Consider the following 23,601-nt stretch of genomic DNA (forward strand, 5'->3'; position numbering starts at 1 on the left):
GAGTCGTACTGGAGGTATGTGGATTTATGGTGTCTGCAAACAAGCCGTCCATGGGTTCGTCCCACGACGGAAAGTCGGCTGTGGCCGGCACACAATTCCTCACTGTTGCCGAAGTGGCAACTTTGATGAGGGTGTCGAAAATGACCGTGTACCGATTGGTGCACAGTGGCGAGTTGCCTGCTGTTCGAGTGGGCCGCTCGTTCCGTGTGCATGCGAAAGCGGTACACGACTATCTCGAAACCTCGTACTTCGATGCCGGCTGACCAGGCGGTTCGAAGAGGATGACCTCGGCGTAGGCCGAGTCACGGGCACAGCGCTAGCTGTGCTGGAGGCTCGGTTTATGTCGGGTGACCCCACACCGGTACGATGAGCAACTGTCGTACCAGCAAGCTGGTGTCGTAAGGCGCTGAGCTAGTTAAAACGAGGGCCAGGCGCCAGTTGCTTGGCGCAGGCGTACGTGACCGGCGTGCGCAGGAACGCTATAGAAGAACGTGAGGGACACCCGCTATGGGTTCAGTGATCAAGAAGCGTCGCAAGCGCATGTCCAAGAAGAAGCACCGCAAGTTGCTTCGTCGTACCCGAGTGCAGCGCAGGAAACTCGGTAAATAAGCAGTATTTGCAGTACGCATCGATGCCCGTCACCCCATTCCGGGGTGGCGGGCATCGATGTATTGGGGGGATTTTTCGGGAACCGTCTCACTAGGTGGACGGTATGTCTTGAATGCGCGAGATGCGGGTAATCAGCGCAAGTCCTCGACTGCCCGTAAAGTGAGGACAACTTGTCGCGAAAGTGTTTCGGGAATGCGTGTTTGTCCTGGATATGGGGGTACTTGGTGGTAGATCGTGACATAACAACAAGCGACAAAATGGCCGAAAAAACGGCCGATGGGACGAAGTCGAACAGCGCTGTTCCCCGGGTTGTTCTCGTGACGGGCGCAAGCCGATTCCTCGGCGGCTACCTGGTACGACGGCTGGCGCAGAATCCCGAAATCGAGCGTGTGATCGCCGTCGACTCGGTTAGCCCGAGCAAGGACATGCTCCGCCGCATGGGCCGCGCCGAATTTGTGCGCGCCGACATCCGCAACCCCCTCATCGGCAAGGTCGTCCGCGGCGCCGAAGTCGACACTGTCGTGCATGCGTCGACGCTCCAGAAGGCCCCCAAATCGGGCTCTCGCGCCGCGATGAAAGACATGAACGTCATCGGAGCGATGCAGCTGTTCGCGGTCTGCCAGAAAGCTCCCACCGTCCGCAAGGTCGTGCTCCGATCCGCATCGGTGGTGTACGGCTGCAGCGCCAAAGACCCGGTCAAATTCACCGAGGAGATGAGCGCGCGTCGTCGCCCGCCCGGTGGATATGCACGCGACAGCCTCGAGATCGAGGGATATCTGCGAGGCATGGGACGCCGTCGGCCCGACATCGACGTGGGAATTTTGCGGCTCGCTCCGCTGATCGGCCCCCAACTCACGGCGACTGTCGGACACTACGTGAGCGCGCCGGTGGTGCCGACGATCGTCGGGCGCGACGCCAGACTGCAGTTACTGCACGTGGAAGACGCGTTGGCCGCACTCGAATGCGCTACCGTCTCGTCGGTCGCCGGGACGTACAACATTGCGGCTGACGGCGTCGTGATGATGTCGCAGGCGATCAGGCGTGCCGGACGCATCCAAGTCCCCATGCCGCTGGCACTGTTCCGTAGCGTCGGCAGCGCGCTGGTGGGTTCGTCGATGCGGTTGTATACCGACGAACAACTCGAATACTTCCGATTCGGCTGTGGTCTCGACACCACGCGAATGAGGACCGAGATGGGTTTCTCGCCCAGATGGACGACGATGCAGGCGTTGGACGACTTCGTCCGGGCCGCGCAGACGCGGCGGATCATCGGTTCCAGCTGGATCGATCGCGCCGAGCAGACGTTGACTTCAATCGTCGGCGGCAACGCGGTATCTTCCCCGGGATCGCAGAACGCCGACATCCTGTCTATGCCGGACGCCGGCAGTGGTGTGGTGGAGCGATGAGCGACGTGGCCAAGGTAATTCCGCTGCGACCGCACGGCGGTCGAAGCGATTCAGGGCGTACGCGATCACGTGAATCCGTCACCGGCACCGAACGAATGGTGCGGGAGCAGAGTGAGCGTCGCCATCCGTCCAGTTCGTCATTGCCTCCGAATCCTTCTGACGAGGGCTCCTTCATAGATTCCGCACGATCGGGTTTGGTCGATCAGATCGCTTCTGCGGCAGAGTTCTTACGGCGTCGAGTAGCCGGCGACTACGAGGTCGACGAGTTCGGGTTCGATCCGCATTTTGCGGACAATATCGTGATGCCGATGCTGAGGCCGCTGTTCGAGAAGTGGTTCCGCGTCGAGGTGAGCGGCATCGAGAACATCCCACTCACCGGTGGCGCCCTGGTGGTTGCAAATCATGCGGGTGTGATCCCGCTCGACGGATTGATGACGTCCGTTGCCGTGCACGATCATCATCCGGCGCACCGGCCGCTGCGAATGTTGGCTGCGGACATGGCATTCGAGATGCCGGTGATCGGTGGTCTGGCACGCAAGGCCGGGCACACCCTGGCCTGTAACCCGGATGCCGAGCGGCTACTGAGCGAAGGCGAAGTGGCGGCAGTATTCCCCGAAGGATTCAAGGGGATCGGTAAACCGTTCAGTGAGCGGTACAAGTTGCAGAGGTTCGGACGCGGCGGCTTCGTCTCGGCTGCCATGCGCTCCGGAGCGCCGATCATTCCGTGCTCGATTGTCGGATCCGAAGAGATCTATCCCAAGATCGGTGACCTGACGACCCTCGCGAGGGTGCTGGGATTACCGTATTTTCCGGTCACCCCGTTGTTCCCGCATCTGGGACCGCTCGGCCTGGTTCCGCTGCCGTCGAAGTGGCACATCGAGTTCGGAACCCCGATCGTCACCGACACGTACGGCCCTGGAGCAGAAGAGGATCCGATGGTTCTCTTCGAAGTGACCGACCACGTACGCGAGACGATCCAGCAGACGCTCTACCGGTTGTTGGCCAAGCGGCGCAACATCTTCCTCGGCTAAAGCGAAGTCCGGATCGGCGGTCGCCGATCCGGACTTCGACTACTTACGCGCTCTGTTCTTTTCGTCGCGCCAGGATGACGGCGAGTGCCCCGCCGATCGCCCCGAGAATCAGGGCTGTGGGAACGCCGATCTTGGCAGCTTTGCGAGCGGTGCGGAAATCACGCACTTCCCAGCCACGGTTCTTCGCGAGTTCGCGAAGATCGGCGTCGGGATTGATCGCGACAGGCGTGCCGACCAAAGACAGCATCGGAACGTCGTTGTGGCTGTCGGAATACGCCGAGCATCGTTTGAGATTGAGACCCTCACGAACCGCCAGCGTGCGGACGGCGTGCGCCTTACCCATGCCGTGCAGGATGTCGCCGACGAGACGGCCGGTGAACACACCGTCCTCGCTCTCGGCGACGGTGCCCAGAGCGCCGGTCAGGCCCAACCGCTCGGCAATGACCTGCGCTAGTTCGACGGGGGTAGCTGTTACCAGCCAGACCTGCTGGCCGGCGTCCAAATGCATCTGCGCCAGCGCCCGGGTGCCCGGCCAGATCTTGTCCGCGATTACTTCGTCGTAGATCTCCTCACCGAGGAGAGCGAGTTCGGCAGTGGACCGACCGGCGACAAACGAGAGAGCTTTCTCGCGGCCCTCGGCGACGTCGTCACTGCTTTCGCGTCCGGTGACTCGGAATTTGACCTGTTTCCAGGCGAAATCCATGAGATCAGACGTCTTGAGGTACTTGCGGGCATGAAGGCCACGCGCAAAGTGAACAATCGACGCACCCTGAACCATGGTGTTGTCGACGTCGAAGAACGCTGCGGCGGTGAGGTCGCGGGGAACCGCTGGTGACTCGTCGTCCGCGGTGGGCTCGACCGGGGTGGCAGCCGCGGTGAGCGCAAGCGCTGCATCCACACTGGCCTCGCCGGCGAGGTTGGCTCGAACTTCCGATTCGCTCGGGCCCAGCGGATTCTTGACGCGGCGACGCCCGGGGAGAATGACCCCGGCCAGCCCCGATCCGAATCCGGAGCCGTTCGGTAGTGATCGCGCAGGCACCCGCACCTCCTGTGTTGCACCGTTGAGCAGAAAACTCTTCGAGTCAGCCTATCCTCCACATCGCGGCGCCAAGGGTTGGATGGCGATGAGCGCGGCGAGTGTGTGACCTTCCTCTCCGTCGATTTGGTATCGAGGGGGAGGCAGACGGCAGACTCGGGGGAGAAGTAGATGAGCATCCAGCCCCGGAAAGGTACTTACTCGATGACTGCCGAGAGACATGTTGTGACCCTGTTGACACGCGCAGGATGTGCCTCCTGCGTCGGCGCGGCGGAGGCGGCGCGAAGGGTCTGCAGTGAGTTCGAGCTTGAAGTGACGTGCATCGACGTGGACGAAGCTGCTGCGAGCGACCCTGAATTGCGGGCCGAGTACGGCGACCGATTGCCGGTCATTCTTCTCGACGGACGTGAGCACGGTTACTGGGAAGTCGACGAAGAGCGCCTTCGAGACGATTTACGCAAGTAAGGCAACCCTCAATCGGAAGAAATCGATGGCTTTGCAGGTTAAAGGCACATCGAACCCGTTCCAAGCAACTTTGTGCATGGGTTCACAAGCGGTTACCGTGGTGTGAACATTCCCCCGGAGCATCGTGGAGGTCGACAGTTGTGTCGGTCGGACGAGGAGCCAACGACGTGACCGAACCGCACCAGACGCATGAGCCGCTGGCTCAGCGCGTCACCGGCGCTGCGGGCACTTCTGTCACTACTGCCGGTGCCGCCAGTGCGGATTCCGCGGCTACTACACAGGATCGCGTCATCCCCCAGGCTACGGTGACCCGGTTGGCCGCGTACCTGCGGGTCCTCGGAGTGATGTCAGACCGCGGCACCTCCATCGTCTCCAGTGAAGAACTCGCGCAGGCATCAGGCGTCGGATCAGCGAAGTTGCGCAAGGATCTGTCGTTCCTCGGTCCCAACGGTGTTCGCGGAGTCGGATACGACGTCACCAAGCTGCGCATCCGCATCGAGCGGGCTCTCGGGCTCGATCGCGGGCACAAAGTTGTCCTCGTGGGCGTCGGTAACCTCGGCAAAGCCCTGGTCGGATACGGCGGATTCAGTCGACGCGGCTTCGAGATGGTCGGATTGTTCGACAGTGACTCCGGCCGGGTCGGAACCCAGGTGGGGGAGCTGACCGTTCGCGACACCACCGAACTCGAATCCGCGTGCCGGGAACTGAAAGCCACCATCGGTGTCATCTCCACTCCCGACGAAGCCGCTCAAGACGTCTGTGATCAGTTCGTCCAGGCCGGCCTTCGGTGCATCATGAGCTTTTCGCCCATCGCCCTCGACGTACCGGACCACGTGGAACTTCGCCGCGTCGACCTGGCCGTCGAAATGCAGGTCCTATCCTTCAACAGCGCCCGCAACGCAGATCAGGCGTCCAACGGGCCCCGAGTACGCGTCGCACATGCGGCATCCGCTTCGTCTATCCCATCCACAAGTTCACCCGCTCCCGTCGGGGCAGGTTCGACCAGAAACGGATCAGTGATCGCGCCGTGAGTGTTCTGCTTGTCGGGGTCTCGCATCAAACCGCACCCGTGCCGGTTCTCGAGCGAGTGGCTGTAACCGACACCGATCGTCCGAAGCTGATCGACAAGCTTCTGGCGTCGTCACACATCACCGAGGCGATGATCGTCTCCACCTGCAACCGGGTGGAGGTCTACGCAGTTGTGGACGCGTTCCACGGTGCACTCGCAGAGGTTGGCGAAATTCTGTCCGACCACTCGGGCTTGGATCTCACGGCTCTGCACATGCATGCCTACGTGCGCTACAGCGAAGCGGCCGTCGAGCATCTCTTCGCCGTCGCCAGTGGACTCGACTCGATGGTGATCGGCGAGCAGCAGATCATCGGTCAGATCCGCACTGCTTACGCGTCTTCCGACGCACAGCACGCCGCCGGGCGGGTCATTCACGAGTTGGCGCAGCAGGCACTGCGCGTCGGCAAGCGAGTCCACACCGAAACCGGAATCGACTCTGCCGGAGCATCAGTGGTGTCGGTGGCGCTCGACCGTGCCGCCGGAATCATCGGTGACGGCGGGTTGGCGGGACGCACCGCGGTAGTCGTCGGTGCCGGAGCAATGGGCGGACTTTCGGTCGCTCATCTGACCCGCGCCGGTATCGACCGCATCATCGTCGTCAACCGCACCCGCGAGCGTGCCGAGCATCTTGCAGACACGGCGCGATCAAACGGCGTCGTCGCAGAAGGTGTTGCCTTCGAAGAGCTTTCGTCCGCAATGGCGCAGGCCGACGTTCTGGTGACCTGTACCGGGGCAGTCGGAGCCGTCATCACTCTCGCCGACGCTCACCGGGCGCTTGCTCATCCGGGCCGCGACACCACCAAGCATCTCGTGATCTGCGACCTGGGCCTGCCCCGTGACATCGACCCGGCCGTCGCCGGTCTTCCCGGCGTCACGGTGCTCGATATGGAAGCGCTGCAACGTGATCCGGCCGCCGGTGCCGCAGCATCCGACGCCGAGGCCGCCCGCACCATCGTTGCCGGTGAACTGGCCACCTACCTGACCGGTCAGCGACTCGCCGAGGTCACCCCGACTGTCACCGCGCTGCGACAGCGCGCCGCCGACGTCGTCGAAGCCGAACTGATGCGACTCGACTCGCGTCTGCCCGGCCTCGACGATCCGCAACGAGACGAGGTAGCACGCACCGTGCGCCGCGTCGTGGACAAACTGCTGCACGCGCCCACAGTGCGCGTCAAACAACTGGCGTCCGCGCCAGGCGGCGACTCGTATGCAGCAGCGCTCCGCGAGCTCTTCGAGCTCAGCCCCGGATCGCCGGCTGCAGTTGCCACGCCCACCGATCTGGTGGACGAACGCTTCGGAAAGGAACCGCAGGCATGAGCAGTAATATCTTGCGGATCGGTACTCGCGGAAGTCTTCTCGCCACCACCCAGGCCGGAACCGTGCGCGACGCACTGATCGCGGCCGGGCATCCGGCAGAGCTTGTCATCATCAAGACCAAGGGTGATCAGTCCACCGATCCGGTGCAGACCATCGGCGTCGGTGTCTTCACCGCCGAGCTCCGAGAAGCTTTGGCGGACAATCGCGTCGACGTTGCCGTGCATTCGTACAAGGACCTTCCGACCGCTCAGGATTCCCGCTTCGTGATCGCGGCGATCCCGGTTCGCGAAGATCCTCGTGACGCGCTGGTGGCCCGTGACGGACTGGTCCTCGGTGAATTGCCTGTCGGCTCCAAGGTCGGAACGTCTGCGCCGCGACGAGTTTCGCAGTTGCGTGCACTCGGCCTCGGACTCGACATCGTGCCGTTGCGTGGAAACCTGCAGCGCCGGTTGGGCAAGGTCGAATCCGGTGAACTCGACGCCGTGATTCTCGCGCGCGCCGGACTGTCCCGGATCGGTCTGCTCGATCTCATCACCGAGAACATCGAACCGGTTCAGATGCTGCCCGCGCCCGCGCAGGGCGCGCTGGCAGTCGAATGCCTCTCCGCCAATGAAGAATTGGTGGCGATACTCGCGCAGCTCGACGACGCGAGTACTCGGGCTGCGGTGACCGCCGAGCGGTCACTGCTCGCAGAACTCGAAGCGGGATGCACAGCGCCCGTCGGGGCAATCGCCGAAATCGTCGAATCGATCGACGAAGACGGCAACATTTTCGACGAACTGTCGATCCGCGGCTGCGCAGCCGCACTCGACGGTTCGGACGTCATCCGTACCGGTGCCGTCGGTGCACCGGACAAGGCCGAGGAACTCGGCCGAGCGGTGGCGCGTGAGTTACTCGAACTCGGCGCCCGAGAGTTGATGATCGTGACCACAGGCGAGGCCGCCGATGTTTGACACAACCAATTGCACTTGCACCAAGTTCCCATTTCGATACAGCGCACTGGAGAATCACCGATGACCCGAGTCCGAAAGAACACTCCCGGACGGATCCTGTTCGTGGGATCGGGACCGGGCGACCCCGCCCTGCTCACCGTTCGCGCCCGCGACGTCCTCACCGGCGCAGCTTTGGCGTTCACCGATCCTGATGTGGACAAGGGCGTTGTCGCTCTTGTGGGCATCGACATGGGTCGGGACGAAGAAACCGGTGAACTGATCGCCGACGTGCGCCCCGCTCTCGGGGAGCCGGCCGAGGTTGCCAAAACTCTTGTGCACGAAGCGAAGAACGGCCACGACGTGGTCCGTCTCGTTTCGGGTGATCCGCTCACCACGGATTCCGTGATCGCCGAGGTCACCGCCGTAGCCCGCACCCAGGTCCAGTTCGAGGTCCTACCCGGACTGCCTTCCGGTTCTGCGGTGCCGAGCTACGCCGGTATGGCACTGGGTTCGGGTCACACCGAAGCCGACGTCCGCGGCGAGGTCGACTGGGCTGCCCTGGCCGCAGCGCCGGGACCGTTGGTTCTGCACGCTACCTCCGGACACCTCGCCGAGACGGCAAGTGCTCTGGTGGAAAACGGCATGGCACCGCAGACGCCCGCCGCTATCACCGTGCGCGGCACCACGCGTCAGCAGCGCACCGTCGAAGCAACGTTGGCGACGCTCAACGAAGCCGGCTCCGAACTCGTCGGCTCGCTCATCGTGACCGTCGGCAAGGTAGTCAGCCAGCGCAACAAGATGTCCTGGTGGGAATCGCGCGCACTGTACGGCTGGACCGTCCTCGTGCCGCGTACCAAGGATCAGGCCGGCGAAATGAGTGAGCGTCTGGTCACCCACGGCGCCATCCCGATCGAGGTTCCGACCATCGCCGTCGAACCGCCGCGTAGCCCCGCTCAGATGGAGCGCTCCGTCAAGGGCCTCGTCGACGGTCGCTACCAGTGGGTCGTCTTCACTTCCACCAATGCTGTTCGCGCAGTGTGGGAGAAGTTCGAAGAATTCGGTCTCGATGCCCGCGCATTCTCGGGTGTGAAGATCGCCTGCATCGGTGAGGCCACCGCAGCCAAGGTTCGCTCGTTCGGCATCAACCCCGAACTGGTGCCCAAGGGTGATCAGTCCAGCGAAGGTCTGCTGGCCGAATTCGCGCCTTACGACGACGTTTTCGACCCGGTCAACCGAGTTCTGTTGCCCCGTGCCGACATCGCGACCGAAACCCTCGCCGAGGGCCTGCGCGAACGCGGTTGGGAAATCGACGACGTCACCGCCTACCGCACCGTGCGCGCAGCGCCGCCGGCCGCCGAGACCCGCGAGATGATCAAGACCGGCGGATTCGACGCCGTCTGCTTCACCTCGTCCTCGACGGTTCGTAACCTCGTCGGCATTGCAGGAAAGCCGCACGCTCGCACTCTGGTTGCGTGCATCGGACCGAAGACTGCCGAGACTGCCATCGAGTTCGGGCTGCGCGTCGACGTGCAGCCCGAAACCTCGCAGGTCGGCCCGCTGGTCGAGGCACTTGCGGAGCACGCTGCTCGACTTCGCGCCGAGGGTGCATTGCCGCCCCCGCGTAAGAAGTCTCGTAGGCGCTAGTTTTTCCCTCTGCTGTGCGCCTTTATCACCCGCCCGCGGTTGATAAAGGCGCACAGCAGTTCCGACGTAGGAGGGCCTCCCGTGTTTCCGACCCATCGTCCTCGCCGACTCCGGCGCACTCCGGCGCTTCGGCGATTGGTAGCGGAGACCACGCTCGAGCCCCGGCATCTCGTGTTGCCGATGTTCGTCGCGGACGGGATCAGCGCCCCCCACGAGATCAGTTCCATGCCAGGCGTTTATCAGCACACGCTCGATTCACTACGCGTCGCGGCTACCGAGGCCGTTGCAGCCGGCGTCGGCGGATTGATGTTGTTCGGTGTTCCCAAACCTGAAGACAAGGATCCGCAGGGGTCCGGAGCCTCCGACCCCGACGGCATTCTTAACCTCGGATTACGCGCTCTCGCAGACGAACTCGGTGATTCGACGGTCATCATGGCCGACACGTGCCTGGACGAGTTCACCGATCACGGTCACTGCGGAGTTCTGACGCCCAGCGGTGTCGTCGACAATGATGCGACTCTGATTCGATACATCGAAATGGCTCTCGCGCAAGCAGATTCAGGGGCTCACCTCCTCGGTCCGAGTGGAATGATGGACGGCCAGGTAGCAGCCATCCGCGGGGCGCTCGATGCCTCCGGCTACTCCGAGGTCGGACAGTTGGCCTACGCGGCGAAGTACGCGTCGGCGTTCTACGGACCCTTCCGTGAAGCTGTCGGATCCTCGTTGGAAGGTGACCGGCGTACGTACCAGCAGGACGCGGCCAACCGTCGTGAGTCGATGCGCGAAGTCGATCTCGATATCGCCGAAGGCGCTGACATGGTGATGGTGAAGCCTGCCATGTCCTACCTCGACATCCTGCGTGAGACTGCCGACCGCTCGCCGGTTCCGGTCTCTGCGTACCAGATCTCGGGGGAGTACTCGATGATCACGGCGGCAGCGCAGAACGGCTGGATCGACCGGGACGCGGCAATTCTCGAATCGTTGACCAGTATCAGGCGGGCCGGAGCAGATGTTGTGCTCACCTATTGGGCTGCTGAAGTTGCCGGCTGGTTGTGAAGTGACGCGAGCATTGGTGAGTATGGCTGCTCCGACGGATACGCTGTCTTCATGACCGAGCAGTGGCCGCCTCCTCGCCAGGAACCCCCGTACGACAACGAGCAGTACCAAAACCAGCAGTACCAAAACCAGTTCCACCCCCTGGGTCCGATGCCGACCAATCCGTCGCCGTATTCGTCGGGAAAAAAGGCCGAACCGCCGACCGACGTGGTGACTGCGATTCAGTTGTGGTGGGCGGTGACCGTGCTGGGTGTGGTGCAGGGCGGCGCGATGATCGCGATGATGCTCGGTCAGAAGTCCACGTTTGTCGACGAGATGATCCGCAACCCCGCTGCAGTTGACGCGGGCCTGACGCGTGCCGACATCGAGAACGTCTTTCCGATGGCCGTTGTGATGGCAGCAGTCATGATCCTGATATTCACGGCCTTGTTCCTGCTGGTCGTGCGATCGATGAGTCGTGGCAAGAACTGGGCACGCATGCTGTTGACGTTCGGCGGAGTCTTCATGGTGGTCTCCGCAGTTCCGGTGATTTTGGGGCTCGGCGTGGGCGGCGGTACGACGCTTCTGCTCGGTGGCGCACAGATCCTGCAAGCAGTTGCCGCGGTTTTTGCGATTGTGATGATGCATCGCAAGGACTCGAATCCGTATTTCCTCAGATTTCCCCCGCAAGCGCGGTGACCACGGTGGCGGATAGCGCAGGCGTGGTGCTGTGAGAGCGTCGAGCAAAGTCCGGCCGCCGACTACGGTCGACGCGGCCTTCTGGTTGTGGATCGCGAGTGCATTCCTGCTGATCCTGTTCGGCTTGATCAATCTGTCGAGCGCCTCGTACTCACTGCGAGAACAGTTCTCCGGTCAGGGCATTTCTCCCGGCAATATCGATACCTATGTCACTTTTGTGCGCGTCTTCGGTGTGGTGCTGCTGCTCAGCGGACTGATTATCGGCGGTCTGGCCGCTCCGACGCGGATGGGCCGGAGTCTGTGTCGCCGAATTCTTGTCATTTACTCAGGTGTGTTCGCGGTACTGCAGATCGCTTTGGTGGTTGCCGGCATCAGTACGCTGCTGGCGCTCGTCGTTCCCGTCATGCTGGTCGGTGCCGGTGTGTCGATCTATCGTGATTCGACTCGGAGTTGGTTTGCCCATGGTTGAAGATTCGCCGGAGGTCCTCTTCTACGAGCCGGGTTCACGGATGGTTGCCATCGCATTCGGCCCGATTTTCTGCGTGATTGCGCTGATCATCGAACTGTTCACCGGTCCTGTTGTGCACTGGTTCGGGTTGGCGATGTTCGCGGTGATCCTGACGGGGTTGGTGTACGTGCAGGTGATTGCAGCGCGTCGGCATGCCAGCGTCCAATTGACCACCACGACGCTGCGCCAAGGCACCGAGGAGGTACCGCTCCGCGAAATCGCCGAGGTGTTTCCCGAATCGGATGACGCCGCCTACGAAGAAGACATGGAACCGTGGGAGACCGCGCGGGCACTCGGCGAATTGTCGGGTGTACCGCGGCGGCGACACGGCATCGGCCTACGCCTGACAACGGGTGGTTTGGTTCGGGCCTGGGCCAAGGATGACGAGGCATTGCGTGAGGCCTTGAATCAGGTGATGGGCGCTGAAAAGGAAAGCGCGAACGATGAGTGAGCGACGCGGTGGGGTCAACGCGGGAGCGAAGACATGGCTAGGTGTCGTCGGCGCTGTGGCAGCTCTGGCTCTGGCGGTGATGTGCTGGAATGCCGGCCGAACCACCTCGACCTTCGCTCCGCTGATCGAGGGTGCGCCGCCGTTCGAGGGAACCCACTACGACGGTCTGTGGATTTCGGGTGCAGGATTGTCGGTTCTGCTGGCGGGCCTGATGATGATCGATGTGATTCGACGGCTACGTATGGCATCCGTCGCAACTTCATAACCCGGATACGGGTAGGGGGTATGCTTGCGGTATGAGTAGTTACAGCCCGGAGCAGGAAGACCTGCTCAAACGTCTTCGTCGTATCGAAGGTCAGGTTGCCGGTATCTCGCGCATGGTCGCAGACGACCGGTACTGCATCGATGTCCTCACCCAGGTATCTGCCGCCACCAGTGCATTGCAGTCCGTGTCCCTGAAACTTCTCGACGCCCACCTGGCTGGATGCGTCGTCGAAGCTGCCAAGCAGGGCGGTCCCGAAGCGGACGTCAAGATCAAGGAAGCTCAGGCCGCAATCGCGCGTCTCGTAAAATCCTGAGCAATGGTTCGATTTATGCTGTGATGGCCCGCGCGAGTGCGCGGGCCGAGACGTTCACCAGGTGCTCCGGGGAGAGTTCCTTGGCGATGTTGTTGACGATGGTGTCCGCCAGGCCTTTGAGCCCGGAGAGTACGACGTGGATCAGCGCGGGGTCGTCCAGCAGGGAACGTCCCTCGGCTGCGGCAGCTTCGGTGAGGGCGCGAATCAGCGCCGCGTTGTAGACCGCCACGGAGGCATGAAGTTCGAGCATGCTCTCCCTCTCGGATCCGGCCATGCCCTCGATATCGCGCCAGGTGGTGGTGAGTCGACCCACCCTGGCCCAGTGCCGTGCAAATTCCGGAATCATCGAAGCCAGTAGCGCCGTCAGCCCTTGGTCGCGGGGGAGCGAGTTCACGAAATCGGCCATCTCGAGTTGGCTTTCGCTGAGCAGCGCCGCAAAAATGTCCTGCTTGTCGACGAAGTACTGATAGATCAATCCGGTGCTTGTCCCGGCGCGTTTCGCGACGGCGCGGATGGTCAGTGCCGAGTACCCGCCTTCGTCCAGGAGTGAGATCGCCGCGTCCAGTGTTCGGCGTCGACGTACTTCGGCGTCGCCGTAGATCGAGTTACTGCTGGTACTGCTCATTCGATCACCGTAGCCGGGACTGCTCCCAACCTCAATTGGGGATGAACGCTGTTCGTTCTCGAGTAGGCAAGGATTCATAAAGTAATACACATCACAGAAAGAACATTGTTCGAAATAGAATGAACATCGTTCATTCTCCTGCTACTGTGTGGTTCAGGCCACAGTCGAGGTGCTTCGGCAGACCGAACCCCTCGCTGGTCTACAGATTCGGGCTACCGGCCCGATCGCAGACATTTAGTTCCTCCCCGGCGCGAAAAGCGTGGGAGGTCTACACAGTTGTGGAGTACGAATGACACGAACCACGGACGAGCAGGCGGCCAGCGACGTCGCGACTGCGGCCGGTGTGCTCTTGCTCGAACATCGGAAAGCTCTCGGCGCTGACACGAACCCCGCGGAGTTCAAAGACGCTGCGGATCAGCTCAGCCACGAGTTCATCGTCGCCGAACTTGCCCGACGCTTTCCTGATGATGCGGTCCTCTCCGAAGAGGGCGCCGACGACACTGCACGTCTGAGTGCCGACCGCGTGTGGATCGTCGACCCGCTCGACGGCACCCGCGAGTACGGCGAAGCCGGCCGAACCGATTGGGCTGTCCATGTCGCACTGGTCGAAAAAGGTTCTCTCACAGTAGGAGCCGTCGCGATGCCGGCTCTCGGGATCACCTACTCGAGTGCCGACGACGGCGGTGGACACAGCTCGGCATCGCCGGTTCGAGTCGTGGTGTCGCGGACGCGGCGTCCGGAACCGGTCATGCGGATGGCCGAGTCGATGGATGCTCAGTTGATCGAGATGGGCTCCGCCGGAGCCAAGGCCATGGCGGTGGTGTGCGGGGACGCAGATGTCTACGCTCACGCCGGCGGTCAGTACGAGTGGGATTCGGCGGCACCTGTTGCTGTCGCACGCGCTGCCGGACTGCATGTTTCACGTATCGACGGCAGCGAGCTGCGCTACAACCAAGAGAATCCGTGGTTGCCTGATCTGCTGATCTGCCGGCCCGAACTCGCCGCCACAGCACTGGAGGAATTGGGACGATGACCGTTACACTGACCCATCTCGAACGGCTCGAAGCCGAGAGTATTCACATCATGCGTGAAGCTGTGGCGCAGAGTGAGAACCCGGTAATGCTGTATTCGGTGGGTAAGGACTCCGCCGTGATGCTGCATCTGGCGCGTAAGGCCTTCTACCCGTCGAAGCTCCCGTTTCCGTTGCTCCACGTCGACACGACGTGGAAGTTCCGCGAAATGTACGACCTTCGCGACGAGACCGCAGCCTCAGCGGACCTCGATCTCCTCGTGCACACCAATCCGGAATGTGTGGAGAAGGGAATCAACCCCTTCACCCACGGCAGTGCCGTCCACACCGACATGTGGAAGACCGAGGGCCTCAAGCAGGCTCTCGATCACTACAAGTTCGACGCCGCATTCGGCGGCGCCCGCCGCGACGAGGAAAAATCCCGGGCCAAGGAACGGATCTTCTCGATCCGGTCGGCCGCGCACCGCTGGGATCCGAAGCAGCAGCGACCGGAACTGTGGCGGATGTACAACGTCCGCAAATCGCCGGGGGAGAGCCTGCGCGTGTTCCCGCTGTCGAACTGGACCGAGTTGGATGTGTGGGAATACATTCGCCAGGAACAGATTCCGATCGTCCCGCTGTACTTTGCCGCCAAGCGTCCCGTCGTCGAACGTGACGGCGCGCTGATCATGGTCGACGACGACCGGATGCCGTTGCTGCCCGGAGAAACACCGGAACTCAAGAGCGTTCGTTTCCGAACCCTCGGGTGCTACCCGCTGACCGGTGCCGTCGAATCGACTGCCACCAGCTTGACCGAGATCATCTCGGAAATGTTGCTCACCACCACTTCCGAACGCCAGGGACGGGTCATCGACCACGATTCCAGCGCGTCGATGGAGAAGAAGAAGCAAGAGGGGTACTTCTGATGACCGTTTCCTCGGATCTGATCGCCGACGACATCGAGGCTTACCTCGAACGGCACGCCAACAAGAGCATGCTGCGCTTCATTACCTGTGGCAGCGTCGACGACGGCAAGAGCACCCTGATTGGCCGCTTGCTCTACGAGTCGAAACTTGTTTTCGACGACCAACTTTCGGCTCTCGAAGCGGATTCGCGCAAGAGTGGCACACAGGGCGAAGGGCTCGATTTCGCGCTCCTTGTCGACGGTCTCGCAGCCGAACGTGAGCAGGGCATCACCATCGATGTCGCCTATCGCTACTTCACGACCGAACGTCGTAAGTTCGTTGTCGCGGACACACCGGGGCACGAGCAGTACACCCGCAATATGGTGACCGGTGCTTCGACAGCTGATCTCGCCGTGATCCTTGTCGACTCGCGCAAGGGAATCCTGACGCAGACCCGCCGACACTCTTATCTCGTGTCGTTGCTCGGCATCAAGCACGTAGTGCTCGCGGTCAACAAGCTCGATCTCGTCGACTACTCGCAGGAGGTGTTCGACACTATCGTGGCGGACTACACGTCCTTCGCTTCCGAGATCGGACTCGACGGGTTCGTTGCCATTCCGATGTCGGCGTACAAGGGTGACAATCTCACGGAACGCAGTGCTCTCACGCCCTGGTACACGGGTCCCAGTCTGATCGAGCACCTCGAGAGCGTCGATATCGACGACTCCACCCAGCGGAGTCCGTTCCGGATGCCGGTGCAGTGGGTCAACCGACCGGATCTCGACTTCCGCGGATTCTCCGGCCAGATCGTCTCCGGGACAGTGCAACCCGGCGACTCGGTACGGGTACTGCCCAGTGGGAAATCGTCGACAGTGGCTCGCATCGTCACCATGGGCGGTGACCTCGCCGAGGCGGGTGCCGGGCAATCCGTCACGATCACCCTCAACGACGAGATCGACATCAGCCGAGGTGACGTTCTCGCAGTCGCGGACGTTCCGCCGGCAGTCTCCGATCAGTTCGAAGCGCACATCGTCTGGATGGGTGAAGACGAGATGCTGCCCGAACGGCCGTATCTCTGCCAGATCGGCAGCATCACCGTTCAGGCACGTATCACCAAGCCGAAGTACAAGATCAACGTCAACACACTCGACAAGAACGCCACCACCACACTGGCGCTCAACGAAATCGGTGTCTGCAACATCAGTTTCGACCGCGCCGTGCCGTTCGACCCGTACACGGACAACCGTGACATGGGTGGCTTCATCCTCATCGACCGCCTCACCAACGGCACGGTCGGTGCCGGGCTGATCAAGCATTCCTTGCGTCGGTCGGACAACATCCATTGGCAGGCAGTCGATGTGGATGCCAATGCCCACACCCGACTCAAGGGACACAAGCCGGCGGTTCTGTGGTTCACCGGACTCTCGGGATCGGGAAAGTCGACGATCGCAAACGATGTGGAGCGTCGACTGCACGCCCTCGGTGCCCATACTTATCTCCTTGACGGCGACAACGTTCGTCATCGTCTCAATCGGGATCTCGGGTTCACCGAGGCTGATCGTGTCGAGAACATCCGCCGCGTCACCGAAGTCGCCCGGTTGATGGCCGACGCCGGCCTGATCGTTCTCGTCTCCTTCATCTCGCCGTTCGACGCTGAACGGCAGGCTGCGCGAGAATTGATCGGTCCGGAACAGTTCTCCGAGATCTACGTCGACACCGACATTTCCGTCGCAGAGCAGCGTGACCCGAAGGGCTTGTACAAGAAGGCCCGACGCGGTGAGCTCAGCAACTTCACCGGCATCGATTCGCCTTACGAGCCGCCGCAGAACCCGGACCTTCGGATCGAGACGGCAACAACGTCTCCGGCCGTCGCCGGTGCTGCTGTCATCGAACACCTCCGCACCCGCGGAATCATTTCCTGACACGAAAGAAACATGAGGAGTAGCTGTGCCAAATCGATCTGAAATCGTCTCTGCTGTCGAAGATTACGTCAATCACCTCGGAAACCATGACGTCGACAAACTGGTTGCGTTGTTTGCGGACGAGGCTCTTCAACACGAACCTCTGGGCGTCAAGACATACAGCGGGATCGACGAAATTCGAGCCTTCGATACGGCGAACGCTCAGGTCGACTTCACTGTGAGTCTCCTCGGTCCGATCACGGTGACGGGAAAGTATGCAGCGATGCAGTTGCGGGTGCAACGCGCGGGTATGGCGGATTTTGCGACCACGGATCTCTTCGAGTTCGACGAGAACTGCAAGATCGTTTCTCTGAGTGTGGTTCTCGATCCGCAGGCCCTGTGTTGAGCACTTCGGGCCTGCTGGCCGGCAAGGTTGTTGTGGTCTCGGGAGTGGGGCCGGCGCTGGGGCGTTCGATTGCCCTGCAGAGCGCGGCGGCCGGGGCGAGCGTCGTCCTGGCTGCCCGCACGCGGGAGCGCTTGGAATCAGTGGCAACGGAGATCCGTGATCGCGGCGGAATCGCGCTGGCAGTTCCCACCGATCTCACCGACGTCGATTCGATTGAGGCGTTGGCGCAGACGGCACTCGACGAGTTCGGGGCCGTGGACTGCCTGGTGAACAATGCCTTTGTTCAACCGGCACAGGTCCCGCTCCTGGATGCGGACTTGGCGTCCATCCAGTCGGGGATCGACATCAACCTGCTTGCGGCGCTCAACGTCACCCGCGCATTGGTGCCGGCACTGACTGCGTCACAGGGGTCCATCGTGATGGTCACGTCCATGGTGCTGCGCAATCAGCTTCCCGGGTTCGGGGCGTACCGGATTATGAAAGCCGGACTTCTGGCAATGGCGCGCAGTCTGTCGATCGATCTCGGTCCCAAGGGGATTCGAGTCAACTCGGTTGCCCCCGGCTATATCTGGGCGGATTCGGTCAAGAACTTCTTCGACAAGAAGGCGGCGGCCGACGGAGTCGACCCCAAGGTCATCTACGACGAGATCGCAGCCGGCACCGATCTACGCCGGTTACCGGAGCCGGACGACATCGCCAATGCTGTCGTTTTTCTCCTGTCCGACTCGGCCAGAGCCATCGCCGGGCAGTGTCTCGACGTCAACTGCGGCCACACCCACCACTGAACTAGAAGGACTGATCGATGACACACGATTACGACGGGATTGGTTCCATTGAGGACCTGCACCAGGCCGCGCGCGAGGCGGCCGGGTACGACGACTTCGGCAGTGACGGCTACCTCGAAGGGCTTGGGGTCCTGCTCGAGTCGTTCGAGCAGGAGGCCGACCTCACGCCCCAGGGGAAGGTGATCGCTCGCAAGATGATCACCGGAGCGCTCGCGGGGCGCCTGACCAGCGAAGCCGGCTTCGCGAAATACCCCGAGCACGTCGACGTTCCGATCGAGCGTCCGATCTTCGTGGTCGGGTTGACGCGGACCGGCAGCACTGCGCTCCACCGGTTGCTCGGTGCGGACCCGGCGCATCAGGGCGCCGAGATGTGGCTCGCCGAGACGCCGCAGCCACGCCCCGATCGCGACAAGTGGTCGGAGAATGAAGACTACGTTCGCTCCGATGCCTTCTACCGAGCCCGCCAGCGCAACGAGGCCGACTTGATGAAGGTGCATTTCATGGGTGCCGAGGAGGTTGAGGAATGTTGGCGTCTGCTGCAGCAGACGATGCTCTCGACCGCATTCGAAACCGTCGCCTACGTACCGAGTTACTCGCAGTGGCTGGAGAAGCAGGACTGGACCGAAACGTACGCGCGGCACAAGAAGAACCTGCAGCTGATCGGGCTGAATGACCAGGATCGGCGGTGGGTCCTCAAGAGTCCTAGCCATGTCTTCGCGATCGACGAAATCATGAACGTCTACCCGGATGCGTTGTTCGTTCGCACCTTCCGCGATCCGCAGACGTCGATGGCGTCCACCTTCAGCCTTGCGGAGCAGGGTGGGCACGATATGTCGAAGGCGTTCGACCGCCCGACCATCGGACGCACCCAACTCGACCTGTGGGCGCGCGGTAACGCGAACTTCAACAGTGCGCGTGCCCGATACAACCCCGAACAGTTCATCGACGTTGACTTCAAAGACTTCCTCGCCGACGCGGTCGGTACGACCTCGAAGATCTATTCGCAGTTCTCACTGCCGTTCACAGACGAGGCTCGCGCCGCCGTGGAGGTGTCGCATCAGGCCAGCCTCGCCGACCATCGTCGTCCGTCGCACCAGTATTCGCTCGAGGACTTCGGTGTAACGGCCGCCGACGTTGAAGCAAAGTTCGCCGCCACCATCTAGATGCTCGAAATATCAACTAGAACAAGGAGATTCAGATGAACGCTACTTGGGAAAAGTTCTGCGCAGAGTTGCTCGACGTCGGAAAGGTCCTGGAGGACGAGATCGTCCCTCAGGATCCGCTGACCCAGGCCGAGGGCGTCCGCTACTTGAGTCGGTTGCTCCGGTACGGAACGATCAACTGCGTCGAGTACACCGATCCGCGGTGGCCGCAGTTCTCGTCGGCACCCAACCCCAACATGATGACGAAGATCGGTGCCGACAACCCGGACAACGTCTACATGCGCGCCAACATCTCCGGCAAGTTCAGCTACCGGATCATCGGAACTCGGGGCACTGTCCCGCTGATCACCTTCGGTTCGCGTGTCAATCGGTACCACATCGACGGCACCATGCTGCAGACCGGTGACCTGCATATTCACGACCTCGAGGTCGACGAGAACGGCCGTTTCGAATTCATTGCGAGCGTGGACAAGCCCGCGGAGGGTGCCTGGCTGCCGTTGGCACCCGACAGCAACCTCATCTCCGTCCGGAAGACTCACAAGGACCGTCGCAACGAGGTTATCGGTGAGCTGACTATCGAGTGCCTGAACCCCGAGGGGGAGTTCGTACCGCTTAGCCCGGAGGAGATCGGCGAGCGTCTGAGCAAGTCGGTCGGGATCGTGAAGGGTATGGCGGAGACGTTCCTCGAGTGGTCCCGCAAGTTCCAGCCGCACACCAACGAGATCTTCGACTGGGGACAGGATTACTTCCAGAACGCGGGCGGCGACCCGACGATCTTCTACTTCCACGGGTATTGGAAGCTCGCCGAGGACGAGGCGTGGGTCATCGAGACCGAGATTCCGAACTGCGAGTACTTCAACTTCGTGCTGCAGAACTTCTGGGTGGAGTCGCTCGACTACAACCGGACGAACATCTACATCAACAACCACACCGCGAAGCTGAACGACGACGGAACCATGACAATCGTTGTGGCGGCGAAGGATCCGGGCTACGGAAACTGGATCAACACCGATTCCCACGCGGAGGGGACTTGGGCGATGCGCTGGATCAAGGCGGACTCGCACCCGATCCCGACCGCGAAGGTAGTCAAGCTCTAAAGCCGGCAGTCTCACCCGGTCTTGTGTGAACAGTCGTACTACGCGGTCGTATCGGCCGCGTAGTACGTCGCCTTGTTGGGCGGAAAAGTTCACCGGCCCGTCTCAGCAGGGGAATCGCATGCACACCAAGATAATTCGATCCGGCACCAGCCTGATGGCACTCGCAATTTCCGGTGCAATGTTGTTGACAGGCTGTGCCTCGAGTAGTGGTGACGCCCCAGCCGCAGACTCCCTCGCCGGTAGTAGCGTGGCGGGCTTCGTGGGCGCACCGGATGCCGGAGCACCGATCGACGGAGGCAGTCTCACCTTCGGGTCGTATTCATTCCCGGCAGTGCTGGATCCAACCAAAACTCAAACCGCCGGCTCAACTGGCGGAACCGAAATGGCTGCAATCTACGACACGCTCATACGCAGCAACTCGGCAACCGAGAGCTTCGTGCCCCAGCTTGTGAAGACGCTGACGAGCAATGACGACTTCACGGTATTTACGGTGACGTTGCCGGAAGGTCTGACCTTCAGCGATGGCAGCAATCTCGATGCTGAAGCCGTGAAGTGGAGCATCGACAGATTCGTGGCCGGCAAGGGCGACGTGTCGCAGTCCTGGCTGAATATCGTCGAGCGAGTCGATACTCCGAACGCAACCACTGTCGACTTCGTGCTCAAACGGCCGTGGAAGCAGTTCCCGGCGTTGTTGTCGATGGGCCCCGGAATGATCGTCGCACGAAGTTCAGAGGCGGGCGGAACGTTCACCCCGATCGGGGCGGGTCCGTTCACCTTGGCCAAGTTCGCGCCGCACGAGGAGTTGGTACTCGCTGCGCGCAAGGACTATCAGGGTGGTAAGCCTCCGTTGGACACAGTGCGGTTCGTTCCCACCTCGGGTGCCCAGTCCCAATACGAGTCGCTCGAGAGCGGCCAGATCGACATGACATACATCCTCCGTGACGAAGGCGTCATCAAGCAGGTTCTCGCCGACGGATACTCCGGCTACCTCAGTCCTACCGGTCAGAACGGAATCGGCACGATCAACAACCGAGCCGGCAGGCCGGGTGCTGATGTTCGCGTTCGACAGGCGATCGCCTACGGGGTAGACCCGGAAGCGATCAATACTCGTGCGAACAACGGGTTAGGTACCGCCAGTTCCGAACTGGTCCCGGAGTCGTCGCGTTGGTACAGCAACACCGAAGGCATTCCCTTCGATCCGGAGAAGGCGAAAACTCTGCTCGATCAAGCGAAAGCCGAGGGGTACGACGGCAAACTCCGCTACCTCGCAACGTCCGAACCCAACCAACAGGCCACCGCGTTGGCCGTGCAAGCGTCGCTGAACGCAATCGGCTTCGACGTGGCTATCGACTACGCAACCGACGTGACGGACCTGGTCCGGCGGGTGTACAAAGATCATGATTTCGATATGACCCGCGGTGGCGCGCCGGTCGGGGAAGAAGCGCCCTACATGAATTTGTACAACAGCATGGCCAGCGATTCGAAGAACAATCCTTCCGGGTTCGCTGACCCGGAGATGGACACCCTGATCACAGCGGTCCAGACCGCACCGACTGACGATGCTGTCAGTGACGCAATCAGCAAAGTGCAGAAATATGCCAATGTGACTGTGCCTTATGCGATCTGGGGTCCGGCTTCGGTATTGACCGCGTGGGATGAAAACATTCACGGCGTCAAGCGCAATATCACGGACATCATGTTCTTCGACGAGGCTTGGATCTCGCCGAACTGATCTGCCGCGGGGACGGCCGGGGCGGAATCCCTTCGTCCCGGCCATCAGGACGAGGTGTTTTGTTCTGTACTGCAAGACAATACGGTCGTGGATGTAATACCGGTCGAAGAGCGATGAAATGGTGGAGCGATGAAGTGGTCGTTGGCGGGCGCGATGATTGATGCCCTGGATTTGTGCGAGTTGGCTCAGGTTGCAGAAGAAGCAGGATTCGACGGTCTGTCGATGTCCGATTCGGTGTTCTATCCGGAGCATGTCTCGGCGCCTTACCCGTACTCGCCTGACGGTAAGCGGATGTGGGCACCGGAGACTCCGATGCCGGATCCCTTCATCGCCATGGCAGCGATGGCCGCCGTGACACAGCGAATTCGGTTCTATACCAACGTACTCAAGCTCCCGTTGCGAGATCCGCTGTTGACGGCCAAGCAGGTGTCGACCATGGCCGTGATGTCCCGAAATCGGGTGGCTATCGGCATTGGACTGTCGTGGATTCCGGAGGAATTCACTTACACGCGCACCGAAATGCGGACGCGAGGTGCCCGCACCGATGAGGCGATCGAAATTTTGAAGGCTGTGTGTGCGGGTCGCGGCCCGGAATGGGTCGAATACCACGGCAAACACTACGATTTTGATGCATTGATGATCAGTCCGGCACCCGATGCGCCCGTGCCGATCTTCATCGGTGGACACAGCGAACCCGGTCTGCGACGCGCCGCCAGGTTGGCCGACGGTTGGATCTCGGTGAACGTGACCAAAGAGGAATTGGCCTCTGCTATCGAGCGTCTCGCACAGTTGCGGGCGGAATACGGTCGATCCGACATTCCGTTCGAGATCAATGTTTCGCCGACCGATGTCCGTGACATCGACGGGTATCGCGAACTCGAGGCTCTCGGCGTCACGGAGATCAGGGTGTCTCCGTGGCATCGGTACGGTGTTGCTGCCGACGATCACCGGGGACGCCTCGATTCAATTCGTCGTTTTGCCGACGAGGTCATCGCTCGGTACTGAACGATCAAAGTCTGGACTGCCGTTTGTGAGTGCTCGGACGACCCACGGTCGGTCGGGGACTTGATGGAGCATGAGGCTCGATCCCGACCGCGAAGGTAGTCAAGATCTAGGGCCCGACACAGGGTTGCCGGTTGCCGGTTTCCACCGCACCGACCCCCTAACTCTGAACCTCAACTTGAGAGTTGACCTGGGG

The 23,601-nt window shown here is 61.6% G+C and carries 26 protein-coding genes; 24 read left to right on the forward strand and 2 right to left on the reverse strand.

Annotation, left to right across the window (positions count from 1 at the left end; genetic code table 11):
• Positions 1-26: 26 nt before the first annotated feature.
• From BDB13_RS11345 to BDB13_RS11360, 4 genes are all read left to right on the forward strand, one after another.
• Positions 27-263 carry a helix-turn-helix domain-containing protein gene (locus BDB13_RS11345; RefSeq protein ID WP_094271731.1) on the forward strand — a complete coding sequence of 79 codons (237 nt, stop codon included), beginning with the start codon at positions 27-29 and terminating at the stop codon, positions 261-263.
• A gap of 244 nt (positions 264-507) precedes the next feature.
• Complete coding sequence (locus BDB13_RS11350; RefSeq protein ID WP_003402602.1) at positions 508-609, forward strand: 30S ribosomal protein bS22; 102 nt, start codon at positions 508-510, stop codon at positions 607-609.
• A 257-nt stretch (positions 610-866) separates the two neighbouring features.
• Entirely contained in the window at positions 867-2,015 is a 1,149-nt protein-coding gene (locus tag BDB13_RS11355; protein WP_094271732.1) for an NAD-dependent epimerase/dehydratase family protein, read from the forward strand.
• Positions 2,012-3,046 (forward strand): lysophospholipid acyltransferase family protein, encoded by a 1,035-nt coding sequence (locus BDB13_RS11360; RefSeq protein ID WP_094271733.1) that lies wholly within the window; start codon positions 2,012-2,014, stop codon positions 3,044-3,046. Before BDB13_RS11355 ends, BDB13_RS11360 begins: the two co-directional genes overlap by 4 nt.
• 43 nt (positions 3,047-3,089) lie before the next feature.
• On the opposite strand, the gene BDB13_RS11365 is transcribed toward BDB13_RS11360, so the two are convergent.
• Positions 3,090-4,085, reverse strand: a complete 996-nt coding sequence (locus tag BDB13_RS11365) for an HAD family hydrolase (RefSeq protein ID WP_094274849.1) — start codon at positions 4,083-4,085, stop codon at positions 3,090-3,092.
• Positions 4,086-4,286: 201 nt separating this feature from the next.
• On the opposite strand from BDB13_RS11365, the gene BDB13_RS11370 reads away from it, so the two are divergent.
• From BDB13_RS11370 to BDB13_RS11420, 11 genes are all read left to right on the forward strand, one after another.
• On the forward strand, positions 4,287-4,547 hold the full coding sequence (locus BDB13_RS11370) for a glutaredoxin family protein (protein ID WP_094274850.1): 261 nt from the start codon (positions 4,287-4,289) through the stop codon (positions 4,545-4,547).
• Between the two features lie 140 nt (positions 4,548-4,687).
• Positions 4,688-5,578, forward strand: coding sequence for a redox-sensing transcriptional repressor Rex (locus BDB13_RS11375; protein ID WP_094271734.1), 891 nt, complete (start codon positions 4,688-4,690; stop codon positions 5,576-5,578).
• Positions 5,575-6,933 carry a glutamyl-tRNA reductase gene (locus BDB13_RS11380; RefSeq protein ID WP_094271735.1) on the forward strand — a complete coding sequence of 453 codons (1,359 nt, stop codon included), beginning with the start codon at positions 5,575-5,577 and terminating at the stop codon, positions 6,931-6,933. The genes BDB13_RS11375 and BDB13_RS11380 overlap by 4 nt, the downstream gene beginning before the upstream one ends.
• Positions 6,930-7,886 carry a hydroxymethylbilane synthase gene (gene hemC, locus BDB13_RS11385; protein ID WP_094271736.1) on the forward strand — a complete coding sequence of 319 codons (957 nt, stop codon included), beginning with the start codon at positions 6,930-6,932 and terminating at the stop codon, positions 7,884-7,886. The genes BDB13_RS11380 and hemC overlap by 4 nt, the downstream gene beginning before the upstream one ends.
• Before the next feature lie 60 nt (positions 7,887-7,946).
• Positions 7,947-9,509, forward strand: coding sequence for a uroporphyrinogen-III synthase (locus tag BDB13_RS11390; protein WP_094271737.1), 1,563 nt, complete (start codon positions 7,947-7,949; stop codon positions 9,507-9,509).
• Between the two features lie 81 nt (positions 9,510-9,590).
• Positions 9,591-10,565: a porphobilinogen synthase gene (hemB, locus tag BDB13_RS11395; RefSeq protein WP_094271738.1), complete on the forward strand. Its 975-nt coding sequence runs from the start codon at positions 9,591-9,593 to the stop codon at positions 10,563-10,565.
• A gap of 51 nt (positions 10,566-10,616) precedes the next feature.
• Complete coding sequence (locus BDB13_RS11400; RefSeq protein WP_094271739.1) at positions 10,617-11,243, forward strand: hypothetical protein; 627 nt, start codon at positions 10,617-10,619, stop codon at positions 11,241-11,243.
• A 31-nt stretch (positions 11,244-11,274) separates the two neighbouring features.
• Entirely contained in the window at positions 11,275-11,712 is a 438-nt protein-coding gene (locus tag BDB13_RS11405; protein WP_094271740.1) for a hypothetical protein, read from the forward strand.
• The gene (locus BDB13_RS11410) at positions 11,705-12,202 is read left to right on the forward strand and encodes a hypothetical protein (protein ID WP_094271741.1); all 498 of its coding nucleotides are present in this window, start codon (positions 11,705-11,707) and stop codon (positions 12,200-12,202) included. Before BDB13_RS11405 ends, BDB13_RS11410 begins: the two co-directional genes overlap by 8 nt.
• The gene (locus tag BDB13_RS11415; protein ID WP_094271742.1) at positions 12,195-12,467 is read left to right on the forward strand and encodes a hypothetical protein; all 273 of its coding nucleotides are present in this window, start codon (positions 12,195-12,197) and stop codon (positions 12,465-12,467) included. The genes BDB13_RS11410 and BDB13_RS11415 overlap by 8 nt, the downstream gene beginning before the upstream one ends.
• Before the next feature lie 31 nt (positions 12,468-12,498).
• A complete protein-coding gene (locus tag BDB13_RS11420) occupies positions 12,499-12,780 on the forward strand; it encodes a metal-sensitive transcriptional regulator (RefSeq protein WP_094271743.1) in 282 nt (93 codons plus the stop codon).
• Between the two features lie 13 nt (positions 12,781-12,793).
• Here BDB13_RS11420 and BDB13_RS11425 read toward each other — a convergent pair whose 3' ends face one another.
• A complete protein-coding gene (locus BDB13_RS11425; protein ID WP_094274851.1) occupies positions 12,794-13,405 on the reverse strand; it encodes a TetR/AcrR family transcriptional regulator in 612 nt (203 codons plus the stop codon).
• A 289-nt stretch (positions 13,406-13,694) separates the two neighbouring features.
• On the opposite strand from BDB13_RS11425, the gene BDB13_RS11430 reads away from it, so the two are divergent.
• The 9 genes from BDB13_RS11430 to BDB13_RS11470 all read left to right on the forward strand — a co-directional run bounded on the left by BDB13_RS11430 (position 13,695) and on the right by BDB13_RS11470 (position 23,408).
• Positions 13,695-14,438, forward strand: coding sequence for a 3'(2'),5'-bisphosphate nucleotidase CysQ (locus BDB13_RS11430; RefSeq protein WP_094271744.1), 744 nt, complete (start codon positions 13,695-13,697; stop codon positions 14,436-14,438).
• A complete protein-coding gene (gene cysD, locus BDB13_RS11435; RefSeq protein WP_094271745.1) occupies positions 14,435-15,340 on the forward strand; it encodes a sulfate adenylyltransferase subunit CysD in 906 nt (301 codons plus the stop codon). The genes BDB13_RS11430 and cysD overlap by 4 nt, the downstream gene beginning before the upstream one ends.
• The gene (gene cysN / locus BDB13_RS11440; protein ID WP_094271746.1) at positions 15,340-17,241 is read left to right on the forward strand and encodes a sulfate adenylyltransferase subunit CysN; all 1,902 of its coding nucleotides are present in this window, start codon (positions 15,340-15,342) and stop codon (positions 17,239-17,241) included. The genes cysD and cysN overlap by 1 nt, the downstream gene beginning before the upstream one ends.
• A gap of 25 nt (positions 17,242-17,266) precedes the next feature.
• Complete coding sequence (locus tag BDB13_RS11445) at positions 17,267-17,626, forward strand: nuclear transport factor 2 family protein (RefSeq protein WP_094271747.1); 360 nt, start codon at positions 17,267-17,269, stop codon at positions 17,624-17,626.
• Positions 17,620-18,411 (forward strand): SDR family oxidoreductase, encoded by a 792-nt coding sequence (locus BDB13_RS11450; RefSeq protein WP_094271748.1) that lies wholly within the window; start codon positions 17,620-17,622, stop codon positions 18,409-18,411. The genes BDB13_RS11445 and BDB13_RS11450 overlap by 7 nt, the downstream gene beginning before the upstream one ends.
• A gap of 17 nt (positions 18,412-18,428) precedes the next feature.
• Positions 18,429-19,574 carry a sulfotransferase family protein gene (locus BDB13_RS11455; protein ID WP_094271749.1) on the forward strand — a complete coding sequence of 382 codons (1,146 nt, stop codon included), beginning with the start codon at positions 18,429-18,431 and terminating at the stop codon, positions 19,572-19,574.
• A gap of 35 nt (positions 19,575-19,609) precedes the next feature.
• On the forward strand, positions 19,610-20,671 hold the full coding sequence (locus BDB13_RS11460; RefSeq protein ID WP_094271750.1) for a DUF1214 domain-containing protein: 1,062 nt from the start codon (positions 19,610-19,612) through the stop codon (positions 20,669-20,671).
• A gap of 118 nt (positions 20,672-20,789) precedes the next feature.
• Positions 20,790-22,403 (forward strand): ABC transporter substrate-binding protein, encoded by a 1,614-nt coding sequence (locus BDB13_RS11465; protein ID WP_094271751.1) that lies wholly within the window; start codon positions 20,790-20,792, stop codon positions 22,401-22,403.
• Positions 22,404-22,532: 129 nt separating this feature from the next.
• Positions 22,533-23,408: a TIGR03619 family F420-dependent LLM class oxidoreductase gene (locus tag BDB13_RS11470; protein WP_094271752.1), complete on the forward strand. Its 876-nt coding sequence runs from the start codon at positions 22,533-22,535 to the stop codon at positions 23,406-23,408.
• Positions 23,409-23,601 lie beyond the last annotated feature (193 nt).

The sequence above is a fragment of the Rhodococcus sp. OK302 genome, from assembly GCF_002245895.1.
In the GTDB taxonomy this organism is placed as follows: domain Bacteria; phylum Actinomycetota; class Actinomycetes; order Mycobacteriales; family Mycobacteriaceae; genus Rhodococcus_F.

Excerpts from the sequence above, each read along its gene's own strand:
- BDB13_RS11355 (WP_094271732.1), top strand. The coding sequence starts at position 867 with ATGGCCGAAAAAACGGCCGATGGGACGAAGTCGAACAGCGCTGTTCCC.
- BDB13_RS11455 (WP_094271749.1), top strand. The coding sequence starts at position 18,429 with ATGACACACGATTACGACGGGATTGGTTCCATTGAGGACCTGCACCAG.
- BDB13_RS11410 (WP_094271741.1), top strand. The coding sequence starts at position 11,705 with ATGGTTGAAGATTCGCCGGAGGTCCTCTTCTACGAGCCGGGTTCACGG.
- BDB13_RS11350 (WP_003402602.1), top strand. The coding sequence starts at position 508 with ATGGGTTCAGTGATCAAGAAGCGTCGCAAGCGCATGTCCAAGAAGAAG.
- BDB13_RS11460 (WP_094271750.1), top strand. The coding sequence starts at position 19,610 with ATGAACGCTACTTGGGAAAAGTTCTGCGCAGAGTTGCTCGACGTCGGA.
- hemC (WP_094271736.1), top strand. The coding sequence starts at position 6,930 with ATGAGCAGTAATATCTTGCGGATCGGTACTCGCGGAAGTCTTCTCGCC.
- BDB13_RS11420 (WP_094271743.1), top strand. The coding sequence starts at position 12,499 with ATGAGTAGTTACAGCCCGGAGCAGGAAGACCTGCTCAAACGTCTTCGT.
- BDB13_RS11470 (WP_094271752.1), top strand. The coding sequence starts at position 22,533 with ATGAAGTGGTCGTTGGCGGGCGCGATGATTGATGCCCTGGATTTGTGC.
- BDB13_RS11425 (WP_094274851.1), bottom strand. The coding sequence starts at position 13,405 with ATGAGCAGTACCAGCAGTAACTCGATCTACGGCGACGCCGAAGTACGT.
- BDB13_RS11360 (WP_094271733.1), top strand. The coding sequence starts at position 2,012 with ATGAGCGACGTGGCCAAGGTAATTCCGCTGCGACCGCACGGCGGTCGA.
- BDB13_RS11415 (WP_094271742.1), top strand. The coding sequence starts at position 12,195 with ATGAGTGAGCGACGCGGTGGGGTCAACGCGGGAGCGAAGACATGGCTA.
- cysN (WP_094271746.1), top strand. The coding sequence starts at position 15,340 with ATGACCGTTTCCTCGGATCTGATCGCCGACGACATCGAGGCTTACCTC.
- BDB13_RS11390 (WP_094271737.1), top strand. The coding sequence starts at position 7,947 with ATGACCCGAGTCCGAAAGAACACTCCCGGACGGATCCTGTTCGTGGGA.
- BDB13_RS11345 (WP_094271731.1), top strand. The coding sequence starts at position 27 with ATGGTGTCTGCAAACAAGCCGTCCATGGGTTCGTCCCACGACGGAAAG.
- BDB13_RS11370 (WP_094274850.1), top strand. The coding sequence starts at position 4,287 with ATGACTGCCGAGAGACATGTTGTGACCCTGTTGACACGCGCAGGATGT.
- BDB13_RS11430 (WP_094271744.1), top strand. The coding sequence starts at position 13,695 with ATGACACGAACCACGGACGAGCAGGCGGCCAGCGACGTCGCGACTGCG.
- cysD (WP_094271745.1), top strand. The coding sequence starts at position 14,435 with ATGACCGTTACACTGACCCATCTCGAACGGCTCGAAGCCGAGAGTATT.
- BDB13_RS11400 (WP_094271739.1), top strand. The coding sequence starts at position 10,617 with ATGACCGAGCAGTGGCCGCCTCCTCGCCAGGAACCCCCGTACGACAAC.
- BDB13_RS11465 (WP_094271751.1), top strand. The coding sequence starts at position 20,790 with ATGCACACCAAGATAATTCGATCCGGCACCAGCCTGATGGCACTCGCA.